The following is a 20,320-nucleotide window of genomic DNA, read 5'->3' on the forward strand; positions in this document are numbered from 1 at the left end:
GTTGACTTTTGGCACGCTGTTGAGTTCTCAAGGAACGGACACTTCCTTCGGACCGCCTTCCAGCGGGCCCTCCGGGCGCTTCGTTCTTTCGTGTTTCCAGCTTATCAGATGTTTTCCGCCGTACTTGCCGGCTTCGCTTCCCTGACTTGCTTTCGCCTTTCGTGGCCTGACGGCCCGTCCGACGTTTCAAACTCTAGCCGATCCCCGCTCCGAAAAGCGAATCCGGCCGCAACCCATATAAACGCGCACGCCGAATTCGCACCGGGACGCGGCAAAACGCGACCCAGCCCGTACCGGGAAGTGGTGTTTCAAGGGATTGGCTGCCTCGGGACCGTCCGCGCCGATGCGTGTCCGGTGCTCCCTGCCAGGCAGCTCGAAGAACACTAGACCTCTTGGGAGACCGAGTCAAGCGCGGCCGGGGCCGCCGGCGAAGGCTCGTCGGCAGGCAGCTGGAAGGCCAGGACGGCCACGTCGTCGTCGTGGTCGGAGGTCACGCCCATCGTCCGCAGGAGTCGGGAGCAGACCACCTCGGGGGCGCCGGCCGCGCCGGCCAGGGTGCGGGCGAGCAGGTCGAGGCCCTGGTCGATGTCCTCGTCGCGGCGCTCCACCAGGCCGTCGGTGTAGAGGACGCCGGTGGTGCCGGGGAGCAGGCGCAGGGTGTGGGAGAGGTGCACCCCGCCGCCGGTGCCGAGCGGCGGGCCGTTCTGCTCCTCACTGCGCAGGACGGTCCCGTCGGGGCAGCGCAGCAGCATGGGGAGGTGGCCGGCCGAGGCGTAGGTGAGGGTGGAGCGGGCGGTGTCCCAGACGGCGTAGGTGCAGGTGGCGATCTGGTTGGCGTCGATCTCCATGGCGAGGCCGTCGAGCAGGCGCATCACCTCGTGCGGGGCGAGGTCGAGCCGGGCGTAGGCGCGGACGGCGGTGCGCAGCTGGCCCATCACGGCGGCGGCGCGCAGACCGCGGCCCATGACGTCGCCGATGACGAGGGCGGTCCGGCGGCCGTCGATGCCGATGACGTCGTACCAGTCGCCGCCGACGGCCGCTTCGGCTCCGCCGGGCTGGTAGGTGGCGGCGACCCGGAGGTCGGCGGGCTGTTCGAGCTTCTGCGGGAGCAGGCTGCGCTGGAGGGTGACGGCAGCCTCGCGCTGCCGGCGTTCGGCCTCGCGCAGCCGGGTGGCGGCCTGGACCTGGTCGGTGACCTCGGCGGCGAAGATGAGGACGCCGGCGGGCGGGCCGTCGGTGCCGGGTTCGGCGGGGTCCTCGCTGCCGAGGGGGACGCAGGAGACGTTGTAGTAGCGGTTGCCGGGGTGGCCGAGGATGCAGCGCGCCTTCACGCTGCGCGGGCGTCCGCCGCGGAAGACCTGGTCCATGAGGGGGAGGACGCCCATGGTGTCGAGTTCGGGCAGGGCGTCGCAGGCGGGCAGTCCGGTGGGGCGGTCGCCGAAGAGTTCGCGGTACGCCCGGTTGGCGTAGCCGAGCTGGTGCTGGGGGCCGTAGGTGACGGCGACGGGGGCGGGGATGCGGTTGAGGACCTCGCGCAGTTCGCCGGGGCGGTGGGGGACGGCCGGGCCGGCGGCGGGGGCGAGTCCGAGCAGGGCGGTCGGGTCCCGGGGGTTGGGCACGACGGAGTTGCCGGACGGTCCGGGGCAGGCGGGGGTGGCGGGGCCCGGGTCGGTGTCGGCCCCGGTCTGCGGGGCGGCGCGCCAGGGGGCTCCGGTGAGCCGGGCGCTCCAACGCATGAGGTTCAAACGACGGCCGCTTCCTCGGGATCCGGGCATACAATCACTTTTTGTGTGCGTCCTTGCACACGGGGTGACGGTTCGGTTGGGCAGATCCTGTCAGGCCGGAGCCCGATTTCGGAAGTCGCACGCCCAGGACCGGGCCGTCGTGTCAGTCACAACCCCTCGGATCCGGTCACCGGGCCCGCTCGGCCTCCGCCGGCGGCTGCTCCGCCGCGCCGAGCGACACCACCTCCCGGGAGAACAGCCCGCCGAGCAGCCAGTCCGTCAGCACCCGCACCCGGCGTTCGGTGGTCGGCAGCCGGCGCAGGTGCCGGGCCCGGTGCACCCACCAGGCGCGGCGGCCGGTGAGCCGGCCCCCGCGCGCGGTGTGCGCGACGGCCCGGCGCAGGCCGAGCGAGGTCGAGCAGGCCGGCGGGCCGGGGCGGTAGTCGGCGGCGGGGCCGTCGGCCAGGACGGCGAGCAGGTTGTCGGCGAGCTGCCGGGCCTGGGCGATGGCGTGCTGGGCGTTGGGCGCGCAGGGGGCGCCGTCCGCGTGCGGGTCGGGCACGGCGGCGCCGTCCCCGGCCGCCCAGGCCCCGGGCAGGGCCCGTCCGTCCGGTCCGAGCACCTGCAGACTGGGCAGGCAGCGCACCCGGCCGGCGGTGTCCAGCGGCAGGTCGCTGTCGCGCAGCAGGGGCGAGGGGCGCACCCCGGCCGTCCAGACCAGCGTGCGGGCGGCGAAGCGGCTGCCGTCGGAGAGGACCATCAGGCCGCCTGTCGCCGATTCCAGGGTGGTGCCCAGTCGTACGTCGACGCTGCGCTCGCGCAGTTGGGCGAGGGTGTGCGCGGCGAGCTCGGGGGGCTCCTCGGCCAGCACCCGGTCGGTGGCCTCGACCAGCACCCAGCGCAGGTCGTCGGCGGCGACGTTGTGGTGGCTGCGGACGGCGTACCGGGCCATGTCCTCCAGTTCGGCGAGGGCACCGACCCCGGCGAAGCCCGCGCCGACGAAGACGAAGGTCAGCGCGGACTGCCGGAGCTCGGGGTCGCGGGTGGTGGCGGCCAGGTCGAGCTGTTCCAGAACGTGATTGCGCAGCCGGACGGCGTCGCCCACGGTGGAGAAGCCGCGGCCGTGCTCGGCGAGACCGGGCAGCGGGTCGGTGCGGGAGACCGAGCCCGGGGTCACCACCAGGACGTCGTAGCGCAGTTCGATCAGCGCGGGGAGTTCGCCGCGGCCGGCGGTGTCGGCCAGCACACGGCGGCCGGCGTGGTCGATCCGGGTCGCGCGGGCGGTCACCACCCGGCAGTCGGGCAGCAGCCGGCGCAGCGGGACCACCACGTGCCGGGGGTCGATCGAGCCGGCCGCGACCTCGGCCAGCAGCGGCTGGTAGGTCGTCGAGGAGTGCGGCTCCACGACGGTGATCTCCGTGTCGCCCTGCCGGATACGCTCGCGCAGGCCGTGCTGGAGGCGCAGCGCGGCGGCCGTGCCGGCACAGCCGCCGCCGACGATCAGGATCCTGATGGCGCACCCCCTGTCGGTGTGACCCGCTTCACGCCCTCCATGAAGGACCGGCGGAGGCCCTCTTGTCCACAGTCCGTACGGTGGCGGATGGGACTGGAGGGGACCAGTGGTGCCGAATGGTCGTCCGGGGTGAGTTTCTGACGCACTTTTGGCCGCGAACTGCCGTGAACTATGGTCGGATTGTGTGCCGGGGCAGGTGTCGCCATGGCAACCGGCGGCAACGCACCGTGGATCGGCCACTACGGCCAGTTCCAGCATTGGCGTGCGAACCGGACTGCGGGACCGCGATCCGGGGAAGGGTAGTCCCCGGACGCGGCCCCCCGACGGGTGCCGACGCACCGCACGTCCGGGCAAGAGCTGCACGAGCGATGGGTCATCGGTCATTTCTGACAACAGACGGAGCTGCACCGGGGGGTGCAGGGGCGGGCGACGACAGGGTCCGGCATCGGACGCCTGCGGGGGAGAGTTGGGATGATGGAGCAGGAGCGAGTGTTGGGACGGACGGCCGTACCGCACGCCGGACCGGGAGTGGTGCCCGAGCAACGCGGGCCGGCGGACCTGGTGCCGCCGCACGGCATCGCGTACGCCGGCCACCCGTACCGCGGCGAACTGCCGCAGGCGGCCCCGGCGGGGTCGAGGCTGCGGGTCGACGCCCGGCGGAACCTGGAGAGCGTGCTGCGCGCCGCCCGCGAGGTGTTCGGCGAGTTCGGCTACGGCGCGCCGATGGAGGAGGTCGCGCGCCGGGCCGGGGTCGGGGTCGGCACCGTGTACCGGCGCTTCCCCAGCAAGGAGGTGCTGGTCCAGCGGATCGCGGCCGAGGAGGTCGCCTGGCTGACCGCGCAGGCCCGGGAGTCGCTGTACGGCGGCGACGGTGCCTGGGAGGCGCTGGCCGGGTACCTGGCGCGGGCGGTCGGCAGCGGTGCCGGGCGGCTGCTGCCGCCGGAGGCGTTCCGGTACGCGGAGGAGCTGGGCCGGGTGCCGGAGCAGCGCTCGGCCGTGCTGCGCGGCGGACTCGGCGGCGGGCTCGCCGACGCGCCGGGTGCCGAGCCGGTCGGCGCGGACCCGGCCGGGCACCCCGCCGATGCCGATCCGCGGCTGCTGCTGCAGCTGCTCGCCGCCCTGGTGGCGCGGGCGGGTGCGGCGGGCGAGCTGCGCCCGGGGGTGACGGTGGCCGACGTGGTGCTGGTGCTGACCGCCTCGGTGCCGGTGCACGCCGCGCGCTCGGTGCCCGCCGGGGCGACGGGTGGTCAACCCGCCGCCGGTCGACCGGCGGACGGTCACCCGCAGGACGGTCCGGCCGACCGCCTGCTGCAACTCCTGCTGGACGGGCTGCGCTCGCGCTGACCCGGCGCGGCGGTCTCGGTCCGCCGCTCGCAGGGGAGTTGGACCTGCCCGCCGCCGCGGCGCGGGCCTTCACCGCCGGTACGGCCGTCGCCGTACCGGCAACGTCACCGGGACCGAACAGATCCGCGACGTCCCCTCGGAAGAGTGGGTCGCGGCCGGTCCGGCTACCGCGTCACTCTGCGCTATGCCATCCTTTGGCCGTGGTTGGAGCCAATGTCCCGATGCGCGCCGTTCGCGCGCCGTCGGCGCCGTGCACTGGCGCTTCGTACGCCCAGGCACCCCTGCGTGCCCTGCCACCTGACGGGGACCGTGAGGAATGCTGGGGTCCGCTGTGAGCGCCGAGGAACCGAACGACCACGGCCACGGCCTCGACTTCGGCCGCTCGGGCCCGGGTGGCCCGGACGGCACCGGGCCGGGGCCGGGCCCCGGCCTGCCCGGACAGGTCCCCGACCAGGCGGGCCGACCGGGCCGCGAGTCGTTCACCGGCACCGGCGAGCCGCAGGCCCCCCGGGTGCCCGGCCAGGCCGCCGCCGGCCGGGGCGGCGTCACCCCGGAGGCGTTCGTCGGCACCGCGGCACCGGCCCGCCCGACCGTCCCCGCCCCGGCCGATCCGGTCGACGGCGAGCGCCCGCCCTCCGACGCCGAGTTGACCGCGCTGGTCCGGGCCGGCGACGACTCCGCGTACGAGGAGATCTACCGCCGGCACGCCGACTCGGTACGCCGCTACGCCCGGACCTGCTGCCGCGACAGCTTCACCGCCGAGGACCTGGCCGGCGAGGTCTTCGCCCGCACCCTGCAGGCCCTGCGGGCGGGCAAGGGGCCCGAGTTCGCCGTCCGTGCCTACCTGCTGACGGCCGTGCGCAACGTCGCCGCCGCCTGGGCGCGCAGCGAGCGGCGCGAGCAACTGGTCGACGACTTCAGCACCTTCGCGCACACCTCGGCCGCCACCGTCGAGTACGACCTGGCCGACCCGGGCGCGGACGCCTGGGCGATGGCGCTGGCCGACCAGCGGATGGTCATGCAGGCCTACGCCGAACTCCCCGAGGACGACCGGGTGGTGCTCTGGCACACCGAGGTCGAGCGGGAGTCGCCGAAGACCGTCGCGGTGATGCTCGGCAAGACCGCCAACGCCACCGCCGTCCAGGCGCACCGCGCCCGCGACCGGCTCGCCGCCGGATTCCTGCAGGCCCACGTGTCGGGCAGCCAGCAGAGCGACTGCGCCGCCTACGCCAACCGGCTCGGCGCCTACGCGCGCGGTTCGCTGCGCAAGCGGGCCTCGGCCGAGGTCGGGCAGCACCTCAAGGAGTGCGACCGCTGCACGGCCGCCTGCCTGGAACTGGCCGAGATCAACACCGGACTGCGCGCCCTGCTGCCCGGCGGGGTGCTGCTCTGGGTCGGGGCGGGCGGCTTCGGCGCCGCCGCGGCCGCCGTCGGCGGGGCTGCCGTGGTCGGCGGAGCCGCCGCGGGCACCGTCGCCGCGACCGCCGGGACGACCGCGGGCGGCACCGCCGGGAGCACCGCGGGCGCCGCGGCCGGCGGGATGGCGGCCGGTGGTGCGGGCGGCTCCGGCGGCAGCACGGCCGGGCTCGCCGTGGCCGGCGAGGGCCTGGGCACTGCCGCCAAGGCCGGCATCGCCGCCGCCGTCGCGGTGGCCACCGCGGCCGTCGCCGCGTACGCGCTCAGCGGCGCGCCGGACCCGCGTCCGGCGGTCGCCGCGCCCAGTGCCTCCGCCACCGCCGCTCCGCCGCCGCCCGCCGCGCCCGCCCCGCGGCCGAGCCCGCCGCCGCCGTCGCCCGCACCGGAACCCGAGCCCGAGCCCGAGCCGAGCCCCTCCCTCACCCGCGCCCCCGCGCCCGCCCCGGTGCCCAGGGCCACGCCCGCACCGACCCCGACGCCCACCCCGACGGCCTCGCCGAGCCCGTCGCCCCCGCCCGTCCGGGCCGCGTCGCCCAGCCCGACGCCGACGCCCACCCCCGAGGTGCCGGCGCCGCCCGTCCCCGTCCCGCCGCCGACGCCGACCGTCACCCCGCCCGTCCCGCCGGCGCCCACCGACTTCTGGGCCGACGAGATGCCGGTGCTGCGGCCGGGCCGCCGGGTGCCGCCGACCGGGCCGGCGATCCGGCTGAAGGAGAGCGACTGGTTCTGGCAGCGCGACCGGGTCCGGATCGGCGGTCTGCCGCACCGCCATGCGCTCAGCGTCCGGGCGCCCGCCGCGACCGAGGTCGAACTCGGCCGCAGCTGCAGCTCGTTCGACGCGGTGGCCGGGGTCGACGACTTCACCGGGGCGCCGGGCGGGGTGGTCTTCTCGGTGCAGGGCGGCGACGGCCGCACGCTGTGGCGCTCGGCCGCGCTGGGCCCGGGCGATCCGGCGGTACCGGTGCACGTCCCGCTGGCGGGGCAGCGGTCGGTCCGCCTGGTGGTGACGCCGGCGCACGGCCCCTGGTCCTCGATCAACCTGGCCGACTGGGCCGAGGCCCGCTTCCGCTGCACCTGAGCGGCGGAAGCGGGTGCGGGTGCGCATGCCGTGGGCCCGGGCACGACGGACCCCGGCGCGGCGGACTCGGCCGGGCCGGGGTCGAGGAGTCGGAGGGGTCGGCGGGTCCGGGGTCGCGGGTCCGGGGTCGCGGGTCCGGGTCAGACGGCGCAGGAGCCGTCCGCGCAGGACTCCCCCGCCGGCGCCACCGGCACCGGGGCCGGCCGGCGCTCGCCGATCTCCGCCGCGACCTGGTCCAGCACCCGGCGGAAGGTCTCGGTGTCCTGCCCGCCCTGCACGGCCCACTTGCCCTCGAACACGAAGGTGGGCACCGCCGTGATGCCCAGCTCGCGGGCCTCCGCCAGCTGCGCGCGCACCGCGTCCGCGCCCTCCTCGCCCGCCAGGTAGCCGGCGACCCGGTCGCGGTCCAGCCCGGCGGACACGGCCACCTCGGTGAGCTGCGCGCGGTCCCCGACGTCCACACCGTCGCCGAAGTGCGCCTTCAGCAGTGCCTCCTTCAGCACGCCCTGCACGGCCGGGCCGTACTCGGTCTCCGCGAGGTGCAGCAGCCGGTGGCCGAGGAAGGTGTTGACGTGCAGCGCGGCGTCGAAGTCGTACGCCAGGCCCTCGGCGCGCCCGAGCTCGGCCACCCGGGCATCCATCGCCACGGACTGCGGGCCGTAGCGCTCGGCCAGCCAGGCGCGGTGCGGGCTCGCCGTCTCCGGCGCGTCCGGCACCAGCTGGTACGGCCGGAAGACCACCTCGACGCCGTCCTTCCCGGCGAAGCCCTCCAGGGCCCGCTCGAAGCGGCGCTTGCCGATCCAGCACCAGGGGCAGGCGACGTCCGAGTAGATCTCGACCTTCATGACGGGGGTTCTCCAGAGGGGGTGGGGAGGACGGTCTTCGGGATGGGTGAACGATGAACCATCTCCGGACATTCCGCCCCGGCCCGCATCCGTACGCCGCCGACCGCGCCCGCCCCAGTACCGCGCCTTCCCTCAGTTCCGCGGTGGCGCCGGCACCACCAGTACCGGGCAGGCCGCGTGGTGGACCGCCGCCGTGCTGACCGAGCCCAGCAGCAGCCGATTGAAGCCGCCGTTCCCCCGGGTGCCGACCACCAGGGTGTGCTGGCGGGCGGCGGCGGCGAGCAGCACCTCGATCACGTTGCCCAGCACCACGTGCAGGGTCAGCCCGCCCCCGTACGGCCGGGCGCGGGCCTGCTGCACGGCGGCCACCGCGCGCCGCAGGCCGTCCGCCATCGACTCGACCAGGGTCTCCACGCTCTCCTGCACCAGCTCGGCCATGCCCGGCGGGTAGCCGGACGGTGCCGGGTTCACCACCGCCAGCACGTACAGCGGCAGGCCGAACAGCTCCGCCTCGGTCATCGCCCGGTCCAGCGCCCAGAGCGAGCCGTCCGAACCGTCGCACGCCGCCAGCACCCCCGGCGGCCGGCCGGTCGGCGGCTCCCCGGACACCGGCAGGGCGGCCGGGTCGGCGGCGGGGGACGGGTCGAAGCTCGGCGCGGACACCACGGGCTCTCCTCGCGGGGGACGTCGGACGGCGGGCGGCAGACGGTGGACACGGGACGACCGCCATGGTGCCGCCCGCCCCGCCCCGGCCCGCCGAGCCGCGCCGAGCCGGTCCCGGCCGGGTCCGCGGAGGGCCTTCGGCGGCAGGGGCACGGACGGCGCACGGGCCGTCGTCCACTGGCTCTGGCATGGGCCCGGCCCCGGCTACGGCTCCGGCGTCGGGCTCGGCCACGGCTCAGGTGAGCGGCGGCAGGGCGGGGCGGTCGGGGGTGGGCAGGCCGGTCCAGCAGGCGCCGTGGCGGCGGGCGCGGATCCGGCGCAGCCAGAGTTCGGTGCCGACCAGGTCGGCGAGCCCTTCCAGGGCGGCGGGCGGCAGCGGTGTGCCGGGTTCGGCGGCCCGGGCGAGCGCGGCCCGGACGGCGGGCAGGTCGATCAGCCCGGCCTCGGCGAGCAGCGGGGCGTCGAACAGTTCGGCGAGCCCGTCGGCGGCCAGCCGCAGGCCGGTGCGGGTGGGACCGGTGCGGTCGGGGCGCGGGGTGCGGCCCCAGTCGGGGGGCAGGTCGGTGCGGCCGGCCCCGGCGAGGACGGCCCGCAGCAGGGCGGGCCGGGCGCCGGGCTGGAGGCGGACCTCGTCGGGCAGCAGGCGTGCGGCGCGGACCACCTGGTTGTCCAGGAACGGCGCGTGCAGCCGCTGCCCGGGCTGTTCGGCGGCGTGCGCCAGCGTGCGGAACGCGGCGGCATGGCGGTGGAGGGCGTGCCGGGCCCGGTGTGCGCCGGGGTGCTCGGCGGGCGCCGGTTCGCGCGCCGCCAGGCGCAGCCGCAGCGCGACCGCGGAGAGCGCCTCGTCGGAGAGCCAGCGGGCGGCCGGACCGGGGACGCACCAGGCCAGGTCGCCGACGGACCGGGCACCCGCGGTGACCGCGCCGACCCCGCCGGTCCTGTCGACCGGGGAGCGGCGCAGGGTCAGCCCGACCGCGGTGTCGTCGAGCGCCTCGGCGTACCGGATCCGGGCCAGCCGGTGGGCGGCGCGCAGCACGGTCAGCGGGGTGCGCACCGCGCCCGCGAGACCGGTGGCGGCACGGTCGGCGCCGGCCAGGGCGGCGACCGGGGGCAGCAGTTCGCGCGCGCGGCCGGCCCGGACCAGGTCGGCGAGCCGGGCGGGGTGGCCGTCGAGGACGTACCGCGCGCCGTGGCCGGTGAGGTGGTCGGCGCCGCCGGCGGCGAAGCGGGCCTCGGCGCCGGCGGCGGTGACCGGTTCGGGGCCGGGTTCGTCGGTGAGCCGGCCGGGCGGCGGATCGGTGCGCAGGGCGGCGTACGGGAGGGTGTCGGGGCCGGCCGGCAGCAGGGTGTGCCCGAGCCGGGGGCTGTCGAGGAGGAGGGCCGCGGGGGTGTCGTGCTCGCCGAGGGTGACGGCGGCGAGCCGTTCGGGCTCCGGCTGGTCCGGGTCGGTGCGGCGGGCCCAGGAGCCCTTGACGGCGCCGCTGCGCGCGGCGGTCAGGGCGGGGGCGGGGGTTCGGCCGGCGGGGCCGGCGGGCGGGCCGACCGGCACGGCGGCGGCCAGCAGGGCGACGGTCGCGGAGCCGGTGCCGTACGAGAGGTCGACGCCGAGCCGGGGCCGGCCGCCGGCGGCCGCGGGTGCGCCGGTGCGGACCCGGGAGCGGACGGCTTCGAGCAGGGCGCGGGTGAGTTCGCGGACGGCGGCCGCCTCGCTGCGGGTCCGCGGGCCGGAGCCGGGCTCCTCGTACGGGGCCAGGTAGGGGCGGCCGTCGCGGATGCCCAGGCTGTGGCCGGGCGGCACCCGGTTGATGCCGGCGTAGGGGGTGCTGCTGCCGAGGGCCTCGGGTGATTCGGGGCAGGCGAGCCGGGCCGCGAGGTGGCCGGTGTCGAGGGGCGCGCCGACGAGGTCGGCGAGCGGGAGGGCGGCGGTGGCGTAGGCGGTGCCGCCGCGCCAGGGGGTGTGGAAGACGGGCCGGGTGCCGGCCAGGTCGGTGAGCAGCACGGTGCTGCGGGTGCCGGTGCGCAGGACGACGGTGTAGCTGCCGGGCCAGTGGGTCAGGTGGCGGACGGCTCCGCCGCGGGCGGCGGCCAGGCCGGCGGCGAGTTCCGCGTCGGTGGCGGCGCAGTGGCCGAGGACGGCGAGCCGGGTGGTGGCGGGGGTGTCCTCGGCGGGGTCGGGTGCGTCCGGGCCGTCGGGGCGCCGGGAGCCGGGGACGGCGGTGGTGGTGACTGCGGCCGGACCGGTGGTGACTTCGGCGGGTCCGGTGGTGACGGTGGCGGGGCGGCCGGGGCGGAGGGTGACCAGGCGGATCTCCTCGGGCCGCCAGTCGCCGACGGCCCAGAGCGGGTTGGGCCCGGTCCACAGGGGGCGCGCGGCGATCGGTGCCACCGCGCCGGGGGGCTCGTGCACCGGCGCGCCCGCTCGTGACGCGCCCAAGCTCCAGCCCGCAAGCCACCGCATCGCGCCTCCACCGGACGGGAACCCGAGGGCCGTCCCGGCGGCACCGCGGCGCGGGGCCGGCCGCCGGTCGGCACGCCGTCAGGGACATCGTGCCACCGGTCGGGGCTCCGGTGACCGGAGTTGACCATTCCGACCGGTTCACCGGCACGGCGGGGGCGCGGCGGCGGGTCGACGGGCGGGGCGACTTCCGGAACGCCGGCCGGACGCGTGGTGACGGCCGGACGCGTGGTGACGGCCGGTTCCGGGCCGGTCGGCGTCCTGACCGGAGCACGTCCGGAATACGACCAGGGCCCTGCTCGGGCAGGCGGCTCCGCCACCCCCGGCGGGCGCGGGGAACCACGCCCCGAACGGCCGTCACACCCGCAACAGCAGGGCGGGACGGGCGGAATCGCGCGGTCCGGGCCCTCCCCTCCACGGCCCGGACCGCTCGCGCGGCAGCCTTGGCATGGCCATCGCAAGATGGCCGAAAGGCATCGCCACGCCCGGGAGGGCATCCGCATGCCCTCCCGGACTCCGCCACCGCCCGCGGGGATTGAGGCAGCGGCATCCCCGGGCCCGCCGGGTCCTCGACGGCGGGCCGACCCACGACCACCAGCGAATCGTCGACCAGCCGGTCGAGCCAGGGAGCACGGCCGGGCGCACATCGACACGGGACCGGAGCACGGCCCTCCGGCGTGCGGCCCGCCGCCGATCCGCAGACCCCGGGAAGGTCCTCACGAGGCCTCCGGGGCCGGGGAGTTCGGCGATGCGCGGGTACGCGATCCCGCCATCCGGAATGCGGCCCCTTAACCCTCGGAACGCGTCCGACTACTCTAGGTACAGCAGCTACGGCCCGGTGCCGCCCGGGCCCCGCGCACAAGGCCGCAGGAGGTGCCGCCGCCACCATGACCGTCAGCCCACGAGGACCGAACGAACGGCTCGGCACGCTCCTGACCCTCGCCCAGATCAGCAACGCCGGCCTGGCCCGCAGGGTCAACGACCTCGGTTCGCAGCGCGGGTTGACGCTCCGGTACGACAAGACCTCGGTGGCCCGCTGGGTCAGCAAGGGCATGGTGCCGCAGGGCCCGGTCCCGCACCTGATCGCCACCGCGATCGGCGGCAAGCTCGGCCGCCCGGTGCCGCTGGAGGAGATCGGCCTCGGCGACACCGACCCCGCTCCCGAACTCGGCCTGGCCTTCCCGCGCGAGGTCTCCGAGGCCGTCCGCTCGGCCACCGACCTCTGGCGGGTCGACCTCGACCTGCGGCGCGGTTCCGGCGGCGGGCGCTGGAGCGACAGCCTGGCCGGCACCTTCTCGGTCGCGGCGTACGCCACCCCGGTCTCGCGCTGGCTGATCACCCCGGCGGACGGCTCGGTCGCCCGCGAGGCCCCGCGCGCCGAGGCCAGCTCCTACCGGGTCGGCCACTCGGACGCCGCCAAGCTCCGCGAGGCCGCCCAGGAGGCCCGCCGCTGGGACTCCAAGTACGGCGGCGGGGACTGGCGTTCGTCGATGGTGCCGGAGTGCCTGCGGGTGGAGGCGGCGCCGCTGCTGCTGGCCTCGTACAGCGACTCGGTCGGCCGGGCGCTCTTCGGGGCGACCGCCGAACTGACCAGGCTGGCCGGGTGGATGGCCTTCGACACCGGGCAGCACGAGGCCGCCCAGCGGTACTACATCCAGGCGCTGCGGCTGGCCCGGGCGGCGGCCGACGTCCCGCTCGGCGGCTACGTGCTGGCCTCGATGAGCCTGCAGGCCGGGTACCGCGGCTTCGCCGAGGAGGCCGTCGACCTCGCCCAGGCCGCGCTGGAGCGCAACCGGAGCCTGGCCACCGCCCGCACCATGAGCTTCTTCCACCTGGTGGAGGCCCGGGCCCAGGCCAAGGCCCGCAATGCGGCGGCGTGCGCGACGGCGCTCGGCGCGGCCGAGAGCGCACTCGAACGGGCCCGCGCCGGGGATCCCGATCCGGCGTGGATCGACTTCTACGCCTACGACCGGCTCGCCGCCGACGCCGCCGAATGCTTCCGCGACCTCGGGGTCCCCTCCAAGGTCCGCCAGTTCACCCGCGAGGCGCTCGCCCGCCCCACCGAGGGCTTCGTCCGCTCGCACGGGCTGCGCCTGGTGGTCTCCGCGATGGCCGAGGCCGAGGCGGGCAACCTGGACGCCGCCGTCGCCGCGGGCGAGCGCGCCGTCGACCTGGCCGGGCGGATCTCCTCGCAGCGCAGCCGGGAGTACGTGGTGGAGATGCTGCGCCGGCTGGAGCCCTTCCAGGGCGAGCGCCGGGTCCGGGAACTCACCGAACGCGCCCGCTCGGTGATCGTCGCCCCGGCCTGAGCCGCGGGGCCGGCGGCCGGAGCGGGCCCGCCAACGGAGCGGGGGCCGGCGGTAATTCGCATGCACCGGCGGGAGCGCCCCGGCTATGGTCGTTCCCGTCCAGGTGCGCAGGCAGGGGTTACTTCCACTTCTAATGGGCAGGTCGCGGGTTCGAGTCCCGTCACCGGCTTCGGGCCGGTGTAGCTCAGTCGGTAGAGCAGCTACGTCACCCCAGCCGTCCTCGATCTCTGGACACCAAGCGTGCATCGCACCTCCCGGTGCGACGGCAGCGGCTACTTCGTGGAGCGCCCCCGGGGGCGCGTTGAAGCGGCCCGACCCGCCGCCGCCGAACCGATCTCGGGAGGCACGCACCGGGCTGCCCGGTGCGCAGGCCGGAGGTTCCCCGCGCGGGTCCGGTTCCGGTCCCGCACAGGGAACCGTCGCCCTGCTGTCGGCCCCCGCCGTGCGCCCTGCTGTCGGCCCCCGCCGTGCCTCCTGCCTCCGCACCACCGTCCAGCAGGGGGATCCCACCGTGTCCCGTTTCAACAGCCGCCGGGCCCAGGCCGCTCCGACCTCGCCCGTCACCACCACGGGCCGCCGCAGCACCACCTGGCCGTGGCAGCAGCCGGCGAAGGCCCGCGGCCCGCGCTGAGGGGTGTCCGACGGACGCCCCGGCGCGGTTCGCCCCCTCGACCGGGTCCGCGTGCCGTGGCAGCATCGGCGGGCGGGGGCGGGCGGACGAGTGGGGAGCAGCCGTGGCGTACGACTTCGACGTGCTGGTGGTGGGCGGCGGGATCGTCGGCCTGTCGACGGCCTACGCGCTGACCCGCGAGCGGCCCGGGCTGCGGCTGGCCCTGCTGGAGAAGGAGCAGGACTTCGCCGCGCACCAGACCGGCCGCAACAGCGGGGTGATCCACAGCGGCGTCTACTACCGGCCGGGTTCGCTGAAGGCCCGGTACGCGGTCGCGGGTGCGGCCGAGATGGTGGAGTTCTGCCGCGAGCACGGCCTCCCGTACGAGGTGACCGGCAAGCTGATCGTGGCCACCGACAGGGCCGAACTTCCCCGGCTGCGGGCCCTGGCGGAACGCGGCCGGGAGAACGGCATCCCGGTCACCGAGCTGGACGCCGCCGGCATCGCCGGGTACGAGCCGGAGGTCGCCGGGATCGCCGGGCTGCACGTCGGCACCACCGGCATCTGCGACTTCCCGGCCGTCGCCCGGACGTACGCCCGGCTGGCCCGCGCGGCCGGGGCCGAGCTGCGGACCGGGGCGGAGCTGCGGGCGGTCGCCCGCCGTCCGGACGGCGTGACCGTGCAGACCTCGGCCGGCGAACTGCGGGCCGGGGTGCTGGTCAACTGCGCGGGCCTGCACAGCGACCGGATCGCCCGGCTGGCCGGAGACGACCCCGGGGTGCGGATCGTGCCGTTCCGCGGGGAGTACTACGAGCTGGTGAAGGAGCGCCGGGACCTGGTGCGCGGCCTGGTCTACCCGGTGCCCGACCCGGCGTTCCCGTTCCTGGGCGTGCACCTCACCCGCGGCATCCACGGCGACGTGCACATCGGCCCGAACGCGGTGCCCGCGCTGGCCCGCGAGGGCTACGACTGGCGCACCGTGCGCCCCCGCGACGTGGCCGGGACGCTCGCCTTCCCCGGGACCTGGCAGATCGCCCGGCGGCACTGGCGGTACGAGGTCGGGGAGCTGCACCGCTCGCTCTCCAAGCGGGCGTTCACGACCGCCGTGCAGCGGCTGCTGCCGGCCGTGGGCGCCGCCGACCTGGTGCCGGCCGCGGCCGGCGTCCGGGCCCAGGCGGTCGCCCGGGACGGCTCGCTGCTGGACGACTTCGCCTTCGCCGGCTTCGACCCGGACGACCCGCGCTCGACCCGGCGCCTGGTGCACGTGCTGAACGCGCCCTCCCCGGCGGCCACCGCCTCGCTGCCGATCGGGCGCGAGGTGGCCCGCCGGGCGCTCGCGGCCCTGGCCGCGGGCGGCTGACGGCGGGGGCCGCGGGCGGGGGGCCGAGGGCGGCCGGCGAAGGGCGCCGGGCTCCCCGGCGGGCCACCTCCGGCGCCCCCGTAGACTCGGTTGACTGTGACTGCCACTGCCCCCCTCCCCCAGCCATCGCCCTCCGCCCGGCTCTCAGCCGCACCGGCCGGGTACCCCGCGCCGATGTACCCGCACAAGGCCACCGAGGCCCAGCACAGCGAGCGGCGCATCCGCAGCTTCCAGCCGCGCCGGGGCCGGATGACCAACGCCCAGGCGGGCGCCCTGGACCGGGGCTGGGAGCGCTACGGCCTCCCCATCGACGGCAGCCCGCTCGACCTGGGCGCGCTGTTCTCCGGCCTCCCGGTCACCCTGGAGATCGGCTTCGGCATGGGCGAGACGACCGCCGCGATGGCCGCCGCCGACCCGGCCACGGGCATCCTCGCCGCCGACGTCCACACCCCCGGCCACGGCAACCTCCTCGGCCTGCTGGAGCGGGACGGCAGCGAGAACGTCCGGCTGGCCGCCGGTGACGCCGTGATCCTGCTGCGCGACATGCTGCCCGACGCCTCGCTGGCCGGTCTGCGGGTCTACTTCGCCGACCCGTGGCCCAAGCCGAAGCACCACAAGCGCCGACTGGTCCAGGAGACCTTCCTCGACCTGGTGCTGCCCCGGCTGGCCCCGGGCGCGCTGGTGCACTGCGCCACCGACTGGGAGCCGTACGCCGAGCAGATGCTCGCGGTGCTGTCGGCCTCGCCCGAGCTGGAGAACCTCCACCCGGAGGGCGACGGCACCGGCTGGCTGGAGCCCGCGGACCACCCGGACGGCTCCGTCCCCGGGTACGCGCCGCGCCCTGACTGGCGGCCCGTCACCAAGTTCGAGCGGGCCGGCATCGCCAAGGGCCACGTGGTGCACGACCTGCTGTTCCGCCGCCGCTGAGCGTTCGAACCGGCCCCGGGCGGGCCGGTTCGCCCAGGCAGGCCGGGACGGCCGATCGCGCCGACACCTCCCGGCCCGCCCGGTGCGAGGTCTACCCTGTGCCGGGTGAGCAGCCCGTCCGGTGGCGGGCACCGGGCCGGCGTCCGGACCGCCGCCGACCAGGAGGTGCCCACGCGCGCCGTCGGCACCCGCCTCCTCCCGGGGCCCCGGACGCGCCGGGCGCACCGGTTCGTGTCCCGGCCCGCCCCGGCGGCCGTCCCCCCGCCCGCCCCGCAGCCGGGCGCACCGCCCCGTACGTCGGCCCTGCCCTCCGTCACCGCGGGCGCCGGCCTGGCCCTGGTCTGCTGCGGGGTGCTGATCCTCCACCTGGTCCGCCGGCAGACCGGCACCACCGGCCTGCTGGTCGGGCTCGGACTGGCGCTGGTCCCGCTGCCGTTCGTGCTCGGCGGCCTGGCCTGGCTCAACCAGACCGCCCGCATCCCGCTGCGGCACATCGCGTTCTGCCTCGGCTGGGGCGCCTTCGCCGCCACCACCGTCGCGATCCTCGCCAACGGCTGGACCAGCGACTGGCTCACCGCCCACCCGGGCCCGTTCGGCGAGGCCCTGGGCACCGACGTGGTCACCCCGCTGATCGAGGAGAGCGCCAAGGGCGCCGCGCTGCTGATGCTGCTGCTCCCGCTCGGCCGGCGGCTGCGCTGCCGCGGCCCGGGCAGCGAACGCCCCTGCCACCCGCTGCTGCGCCCGCGCACCGACCCCCGCGCGTACGCGCACCGCGCGACCTCCCTGCACGCCCGTACCCGCCTGCGGCTGCGCCCGTACCTGCGCCCACTGCCGTACCTGCGCCCCCACCCGTTCTCGTCCGCCCATCCGCGCGCCCGCTCCCGCCCGCGGACGCTGGCCGCCGGGGTGGTGCTCGCCGGGATCACCGCCTGCGGGTTCGCGTTCACCGAGAACGCCCTCTACCTGGGCCGGGCCTTCACCGACGACCAGCAGCAGCGGCTGGACAGCATCGGCCTCGGCGAGGCGCCCAGCCTGCGCGACTTCGACTCCACCGTGCAGACCTTCGTGCTGCGCGGGCTGCTCTCGCCGTTCGCCCACCCGCTGTTCACCGCACTGACCGGGCTGGGCGTGGCCGTCGCACTGACCACCGGCCGCCGCTGGCTGGCCCGGCTGGCCGCCCCGGCCGGCCTGCTGGCGGCGATGGCCCTGCACGGCACCTGGAACGCCGCCGCCGACCTCGGCACCGACGGCTTCCTGCTGGTCTACGCCGTCCTGATGGTGCCCTGCTTCGCCGCCCTGGTCGGCTTCGCCGCCTGGGCCCGCACCCGCACCGCCCGCCAGGCCGCCCGCCGCCGGGCAGCGGGCGACGGTCCCCGTGGTGGAGGTACCGGCGCGATCCGGTGAAAGCGCTCCGCCGGGCCCCCGCCGTCGCTACCGTGAGGTCACCCGCTGCACCCTCCGGACCGGCCCACCACGCCACCAAGGGACGGATCCATGAGCCCCACCGACCCCATCGGCAGGACCCGCGCCCGGATCGCCGGAAGCTGCGCGCTCGCCTGCCTCGCCTACACGCTGTGGACGTGGATCGACCACGGCTCCGCCCAGCGGCTCCCCCTGGGACAGCCCTTCGCCCTCGCCTCCGTCGTCGCGGCCGCGCTGCTCGTCGCCACCGGAACGGCGCTGGCGGTCCGGCCGGTCCGCCTCCCCGCCCCCGGCCGCCGCGCCCTGGTGCTGTCCTTCTCCCCGGTCTGCGGCTGGCTCCTGCTGTACGCGCTGCGACTGCTGCTGGACCCGGTCGGACCGGGCGACAAGGCGACCGGGCTCGCACTGGCGGCAGCGGTCACGGCCCTCCTGGTGACCGCGGGCTGCGTCGGCCGCATCCCGCCGACCGGGAAATCCGAATGACCGCGCCACCCGATCACCTGGAGCTGCGACGAACGATCACACGATCGAGGAACTCAACAGGATCAGGGAGGAGGCACTCCGCCTGGGCAGCACCCTGCGTTCGGTGTCCGAGGCACTGCCCCCGAGCGAGGTGGGCGAGGACCCGAGCGGTCTGGTCGGCGTGACGATCGACGCCTCCGGCCTGCCCGAGACCGTCACCGTCGCGGCGCCCTGGAAGAACCGCATCCGCCCACAGGACCTCGCTGCCGCGGTCCTGGAGGCATCCCGCGCGGCCGGGATGCGACGGATGGAGAGTTGGGCCCGCGAACTCGACAGCTCCGGGGCCACCCGCGCGGACCACCCCGGCGAACGAAGCACCGACCACCGGGACTTCTCCGGGACGGACCCCCGACAGGACCCCCCGTCCCACGCCGTCGACGGCACTAGGCCGCTCGGCGAGGTGTTGGAGGAACTCCTCGACGTCGCCACCCAGGTCGAATCGGCCACCACCCCCGCCCTGCTCGACGCCTCCGGTGCGGCAGCCAACCGGACCGGCACGGTGAGCGTCACGCTGGGCGTCGCCGGGCTGCGGTCGGTCGACATCGACGCCGGGTGAGCCGCCCCCCCGGACGGGCTCGGAGATCTCCCGGGAACTCAACACCGTCCTGGCCGCCGCCCGTACCCGCCTCGCTGCCGCGGTGGAGGAGTCCGGAGCGCCTGGCCGTCGACTGGACCGTCTGCTGGCCGAGTCGATGGCCGTACTGCACAACCCTGCCGCATCCCTGGACGACTGACACCCGCAACGACATCGAGACCGAGGGGGCGCCTCATGGGCGACGAGGAGAAGAAGGTCACGCCCGAGGACCTGCGCAAGGACGCCAAGATCTGGGACGAACAGAGCCAGGAGCTGGCGAAGATCGCCACCAAGACCGAGGCCACCAGCATGAACCGACTGGAGTCGGGGATCTTCCAGCTGGTCACGGGTCCGTACGGACAGTTGGTGACGATGGTCTCCGCCCGCTGCAAGGAGGGGTCGACCGCGACCTCGGAGATCGCCCAGGCTCTACGGCGGATCGCCGGAAACTACGAACGGAACGAAGAGGGCACCTCGGCCGAGTTCCGGAACATCTGACACGGGGGAGACGATGGCTTTCAGCCTGGCACAGTACGAGGCCCTGATGGGCGATCTCACATCAGGCACGAACAAGCTCAACACCGAGCTGGCGCGGGTCCGTCCGGCCGCACAGCAGGCCACGAACCACTGGTACGTCCCGCAGAAGGTGGCGGACGGGATCATATGGCTGGCCGACCAGGTGGTGTCGATCGGCAAGGGCATCCTCAATTCCGTCCTCGATCTGCTCAAGGGCGTAGTCGCACCGGTCTACATGTTCAGCTACGGTCTGGACTGGAAGGACGTGCGCGGACGGGCCAAAGCCGTGGCCGATGAGATCCGCCCGGAGGTCCGCCCCACCAACCGGTCCTGGAAGGACGACGCAGCGGACAACTACGCGGACGCGGCGGCCCTGCAGAAGGACGCGGCGGCCCGAGTCGGCGACATCGCCGACAAGATCGGGACCTCCCTGCTGATCTGCGCCGTCGCGGCGATGGCCTTCTACGTCGCGGTGCTCGCAGTCGTGATCAAGCTGATCACGGCGACCGTCGCCGCGATCGTGGCCTTCGGCTCGGCCGTCTTCTCCTGGGCGGGTGCGTTGATCATCGTGGAGGAGGCCGGCGTCAACACCGCCGTCCTGGCGACCGCCGGAACCGCCCTCCTGGCCGTCCTGGGCTCCCAGGTCACCGAGTTCGTGACACTGACCGGCGAGGCCTCCGACCCGTCCGGATTCCCGCACGGGAAGTGGCCCGACGCCGTGGCGTGAGGGCTGTCGGTAGAAGCGATTTCCCATCCGGGCGACTTCCCCGTATCGTTGTGTTCACCGACGCGGGGTGGAGCAGCTCGGTAGCTCGCTGGGCTCATAACCCAGAGGTCGCAGGTTCAAATCCTGTCCCCGCTACTCAGTAGCCGGAAGGCCCGGAGGATTCGTCCTCCGGGCCTTTCGTATGTCCGGGCCACGGGGAAGCCACGGTCGGGGAACGAAGCGGTAACACCGTGCATATCCAAGATCGGGCCGTCGGGCGGCACTGGATACTGATCGCCGGGTCACCCGCTCGGGTGGCCGCACTGTACGGAGAAG

Annotated in this window: 14 protein-coding genes, 1 tRNA gene and 1 pseudogene; 11 read left to right on the top strand and 5 right to left on the bottom strand. The window is 75.9% G+C overall.

The features are described 5' to 3' along the window. Positions 1 to 440: 440 nt before the first annotated feature. Together ACWGB8_RS05225 and ACWGB8_RS05230 are read right to left on the bottom strand one after the other, a co-directional pair. Positions 441 to 1,745 (bottom strand): annotated as a pseudogene (locus ACWGB8_RS05225) (SpoIIE family protein phosphatase); the annotation flags it as partial. A gap of 166 nt (positions 1,746 to 1,911) precedes the next feature. Next, complete coding sequence (locus ACWGB8_RS05230) at positions 1,912 to 3,237, bottom strand: NAD(P)/FAD-dependent oxidoreductase (RefSeq protein WP_452210569.1); 1,326 nt, start codon at positions 3,235 to 3,237, stop codon at positions 1,912 to 1,914. A 474-nt stretch (positions 3,238 to 3,711) separates the two neighbouring features. On the opposite strand from ACWGB8_RS05230, the gene ACWGB8_RS05235 reads away from it, so the two are divergent. Next, the gene (locus ACWGB8_RS05235; RefSeq protein ID WP_452210571.1) at positions 3,712 to 4,581 is read left to right on the top strand and encodes a TetR/AcrR family transcriptional regulator; all 870 of its coding nucleotides are present in this window, start codon (positions 3,712 to 3,714) and stop codon (positions 4,579 to 4,581) included. 331 nt (positions 4,582 to 4,912) lie between these two features. Beyond that, positions 4,913 to 7,075 (top strand): sigma-70 family RNA polymerase sigma factor, encoded by a 2,163-nt coding sequence (locus ACWGB8_RS05240; protein ID WP_452210430.1) that lies wholly within the window; start codon positions 4,913 to 4,915, stop codon positions 7,073 to 7,075. 140 nt (positions 7,076 to 7,215) lie between these two features. Here ACWGB8_RS05240 and ACWGB8_RS05245 read toward each other — a convergent pair whose 3' ends face one another. From ACWGB8_RS05245 to ACWGB8_RS05255, 3 genes are all read right to left on the bottom strand, one after another. After that, positions 7,216 to 7,920 (bottom strand): DsbA family oxidoreductase, encoded by a 705-nt coding sequence (locus ACWGB8_RS05245; RefSeq protein ID WP_452210432.1) that lies wholly within the window; start codon positions 7,918 to 7,920, stop codon positions 7,216 to 7,218. A 132-nt stretch (positions 7,921 to 8,052) separates the two neighbouring features. Continuing rightward, positions 8,053 to 8,586, bottom strand: coding sequence for a universal stress protein (locus ACWGB8_RS05250; RefSeq protein ID WP_452210434.1), 534 nt, complete (start codon positions 8,584 to 8,586; stop codon positions 8,053 to 8,055). Between the two features lie 232 nt (positions 8,587 to 8,818). Further along, positions 8,819 to 11,041, bottom strand: coding sequence for an asparagine synthase-related protein (locus ACWGB8_RS05255; protein WP_452210436.1), 2,223 nt, complete (start codon positions 11,039 to 11,041; stop codon positions 8,819 to 8,821). Positions 11,042 to 11,925: 884 nt separating this feature from the next. Between ACWGB8_RS05255 and ACWGB8_RS05260 the strand changes: the two genes are divergently transcribed. The 9 genes from ACWGB8_RS05260 (at position 11,926) to ACWGB8_RS05300 (ending at position 20,140) form a co-directional block, all read left to right on the top strand. Continuing rightward, positions 11,926 to 13,347 (top strand): MFS transporter, encoded by a 1,422-nt coding sequence (locus ACWGB8_RS05260; protein WP_452210437.1) that lies wholly within the window; start codon positions 11,926 to 11,928, stop codon positions 13,345 to 13,347. Between the two features lie 734 nt (positions 13,348 to 14,081). Next, on the top strand, positions 14,082 to 15,317 hold the full coding sequence (lhgO, locus tag ACWGB8_RS05265; RefSeq protein ID WP_452210439.1) for an L-2-hydroxyglutarate oxidase: 1,236 nt from the start codon (positions 14,082 to 14,084) through the stop codon (positions 15,315 to 15,317). 174 nt (positions 15,318 to 15,491) lie between these two features. Then, on the top strand, positions 15,492 to 16,244 hold the full coding sequence (gene trmB, locus ACWGB8_RS05270; protein WP_452210440.1) for a tRNA (guanosine(46)-N7)-methyltransferase TrmB: 753 nt from the start codon (positions 15,492 to 15,494) through the stop codon (positions 16,242 to 16,244). 105 nt (positions 16,245 to 16,349) lie between these two features. Beyond that, positions 16,350 to 17,648 carry a PrsW family intramembrane metalloprotease gene (locus tag ACWGB8_RS05275; protein ID WP_452210442.1) on the top strand — a complete coding sequence of 433 codons (1,299 nt, stop codon included), beginning with the start codon at positions 16,350 to 16,352 and terminating at the stop codon, positions 17,646 to 17,648. A gap of 90 nt (positions 17,649 to 17,738) precedes the next feature. Continuing rightward, positions 17,739 to 18,149, top strand: coding sequence for a hypothetical protein (locus ACWGB8_RS05280; protein WP_452210443.1), 411 nt, complete (start codon positions 17,739 to 17,741; stop codon positions 18,147 to 18,149). A 103-nt stretch (positions 18,150 to 18,252) separates the two neighbouring features. After that, the gene (locus ACWGB8_RS05285; protein ID WP_452210445.1) at positions 18,253 to 18,744 is read left to right on the top strand and encodes a hypothetical protein; all 492 of its coding nucleotides are present in this window, start codon (positions 18,253 to 18,255) and stop codon (positions 18,742 to 18,744) included. Positions 18,745 to 18,957: 213 nt separating this feature from the next. Further along, complete coding sequence (locus tag ACWGB8_RS05290) at positions 18,958 to 19,260, top strand: type VII secretion target (RefSeq protein WP_452210447.1); 303 nt, start codon at positions 18,958 to 18,960, stop codon at positions 19,258 to 19,260. Positions 19,261 to 19,273: 13 nt separating this feature from the next. After that, positions 19,274 to 20,005, top strand: a complete 732-nt coding sequence (locus tag ACWGB8_RS05295) for a hypothetical protein (protein WP_452210449.1) — start codon at positions 19,274 to 19,276, stop codon at positions 20,003 to 20,005. A 61-nt stretch (positions 20,006 to 20,066) separates the two neighbouring features. Then, positions 20,067 to 20,140: transfer RNA gene (locus tag ACWGB8_RS05300), tRNA-Met, on the top strand. Positions 20,141 to 20,320: the final 180 nt, after the last annotated feature.

Source organism: Kitasatospora sp. NPDC054939 (assembly GCF_053610105.1).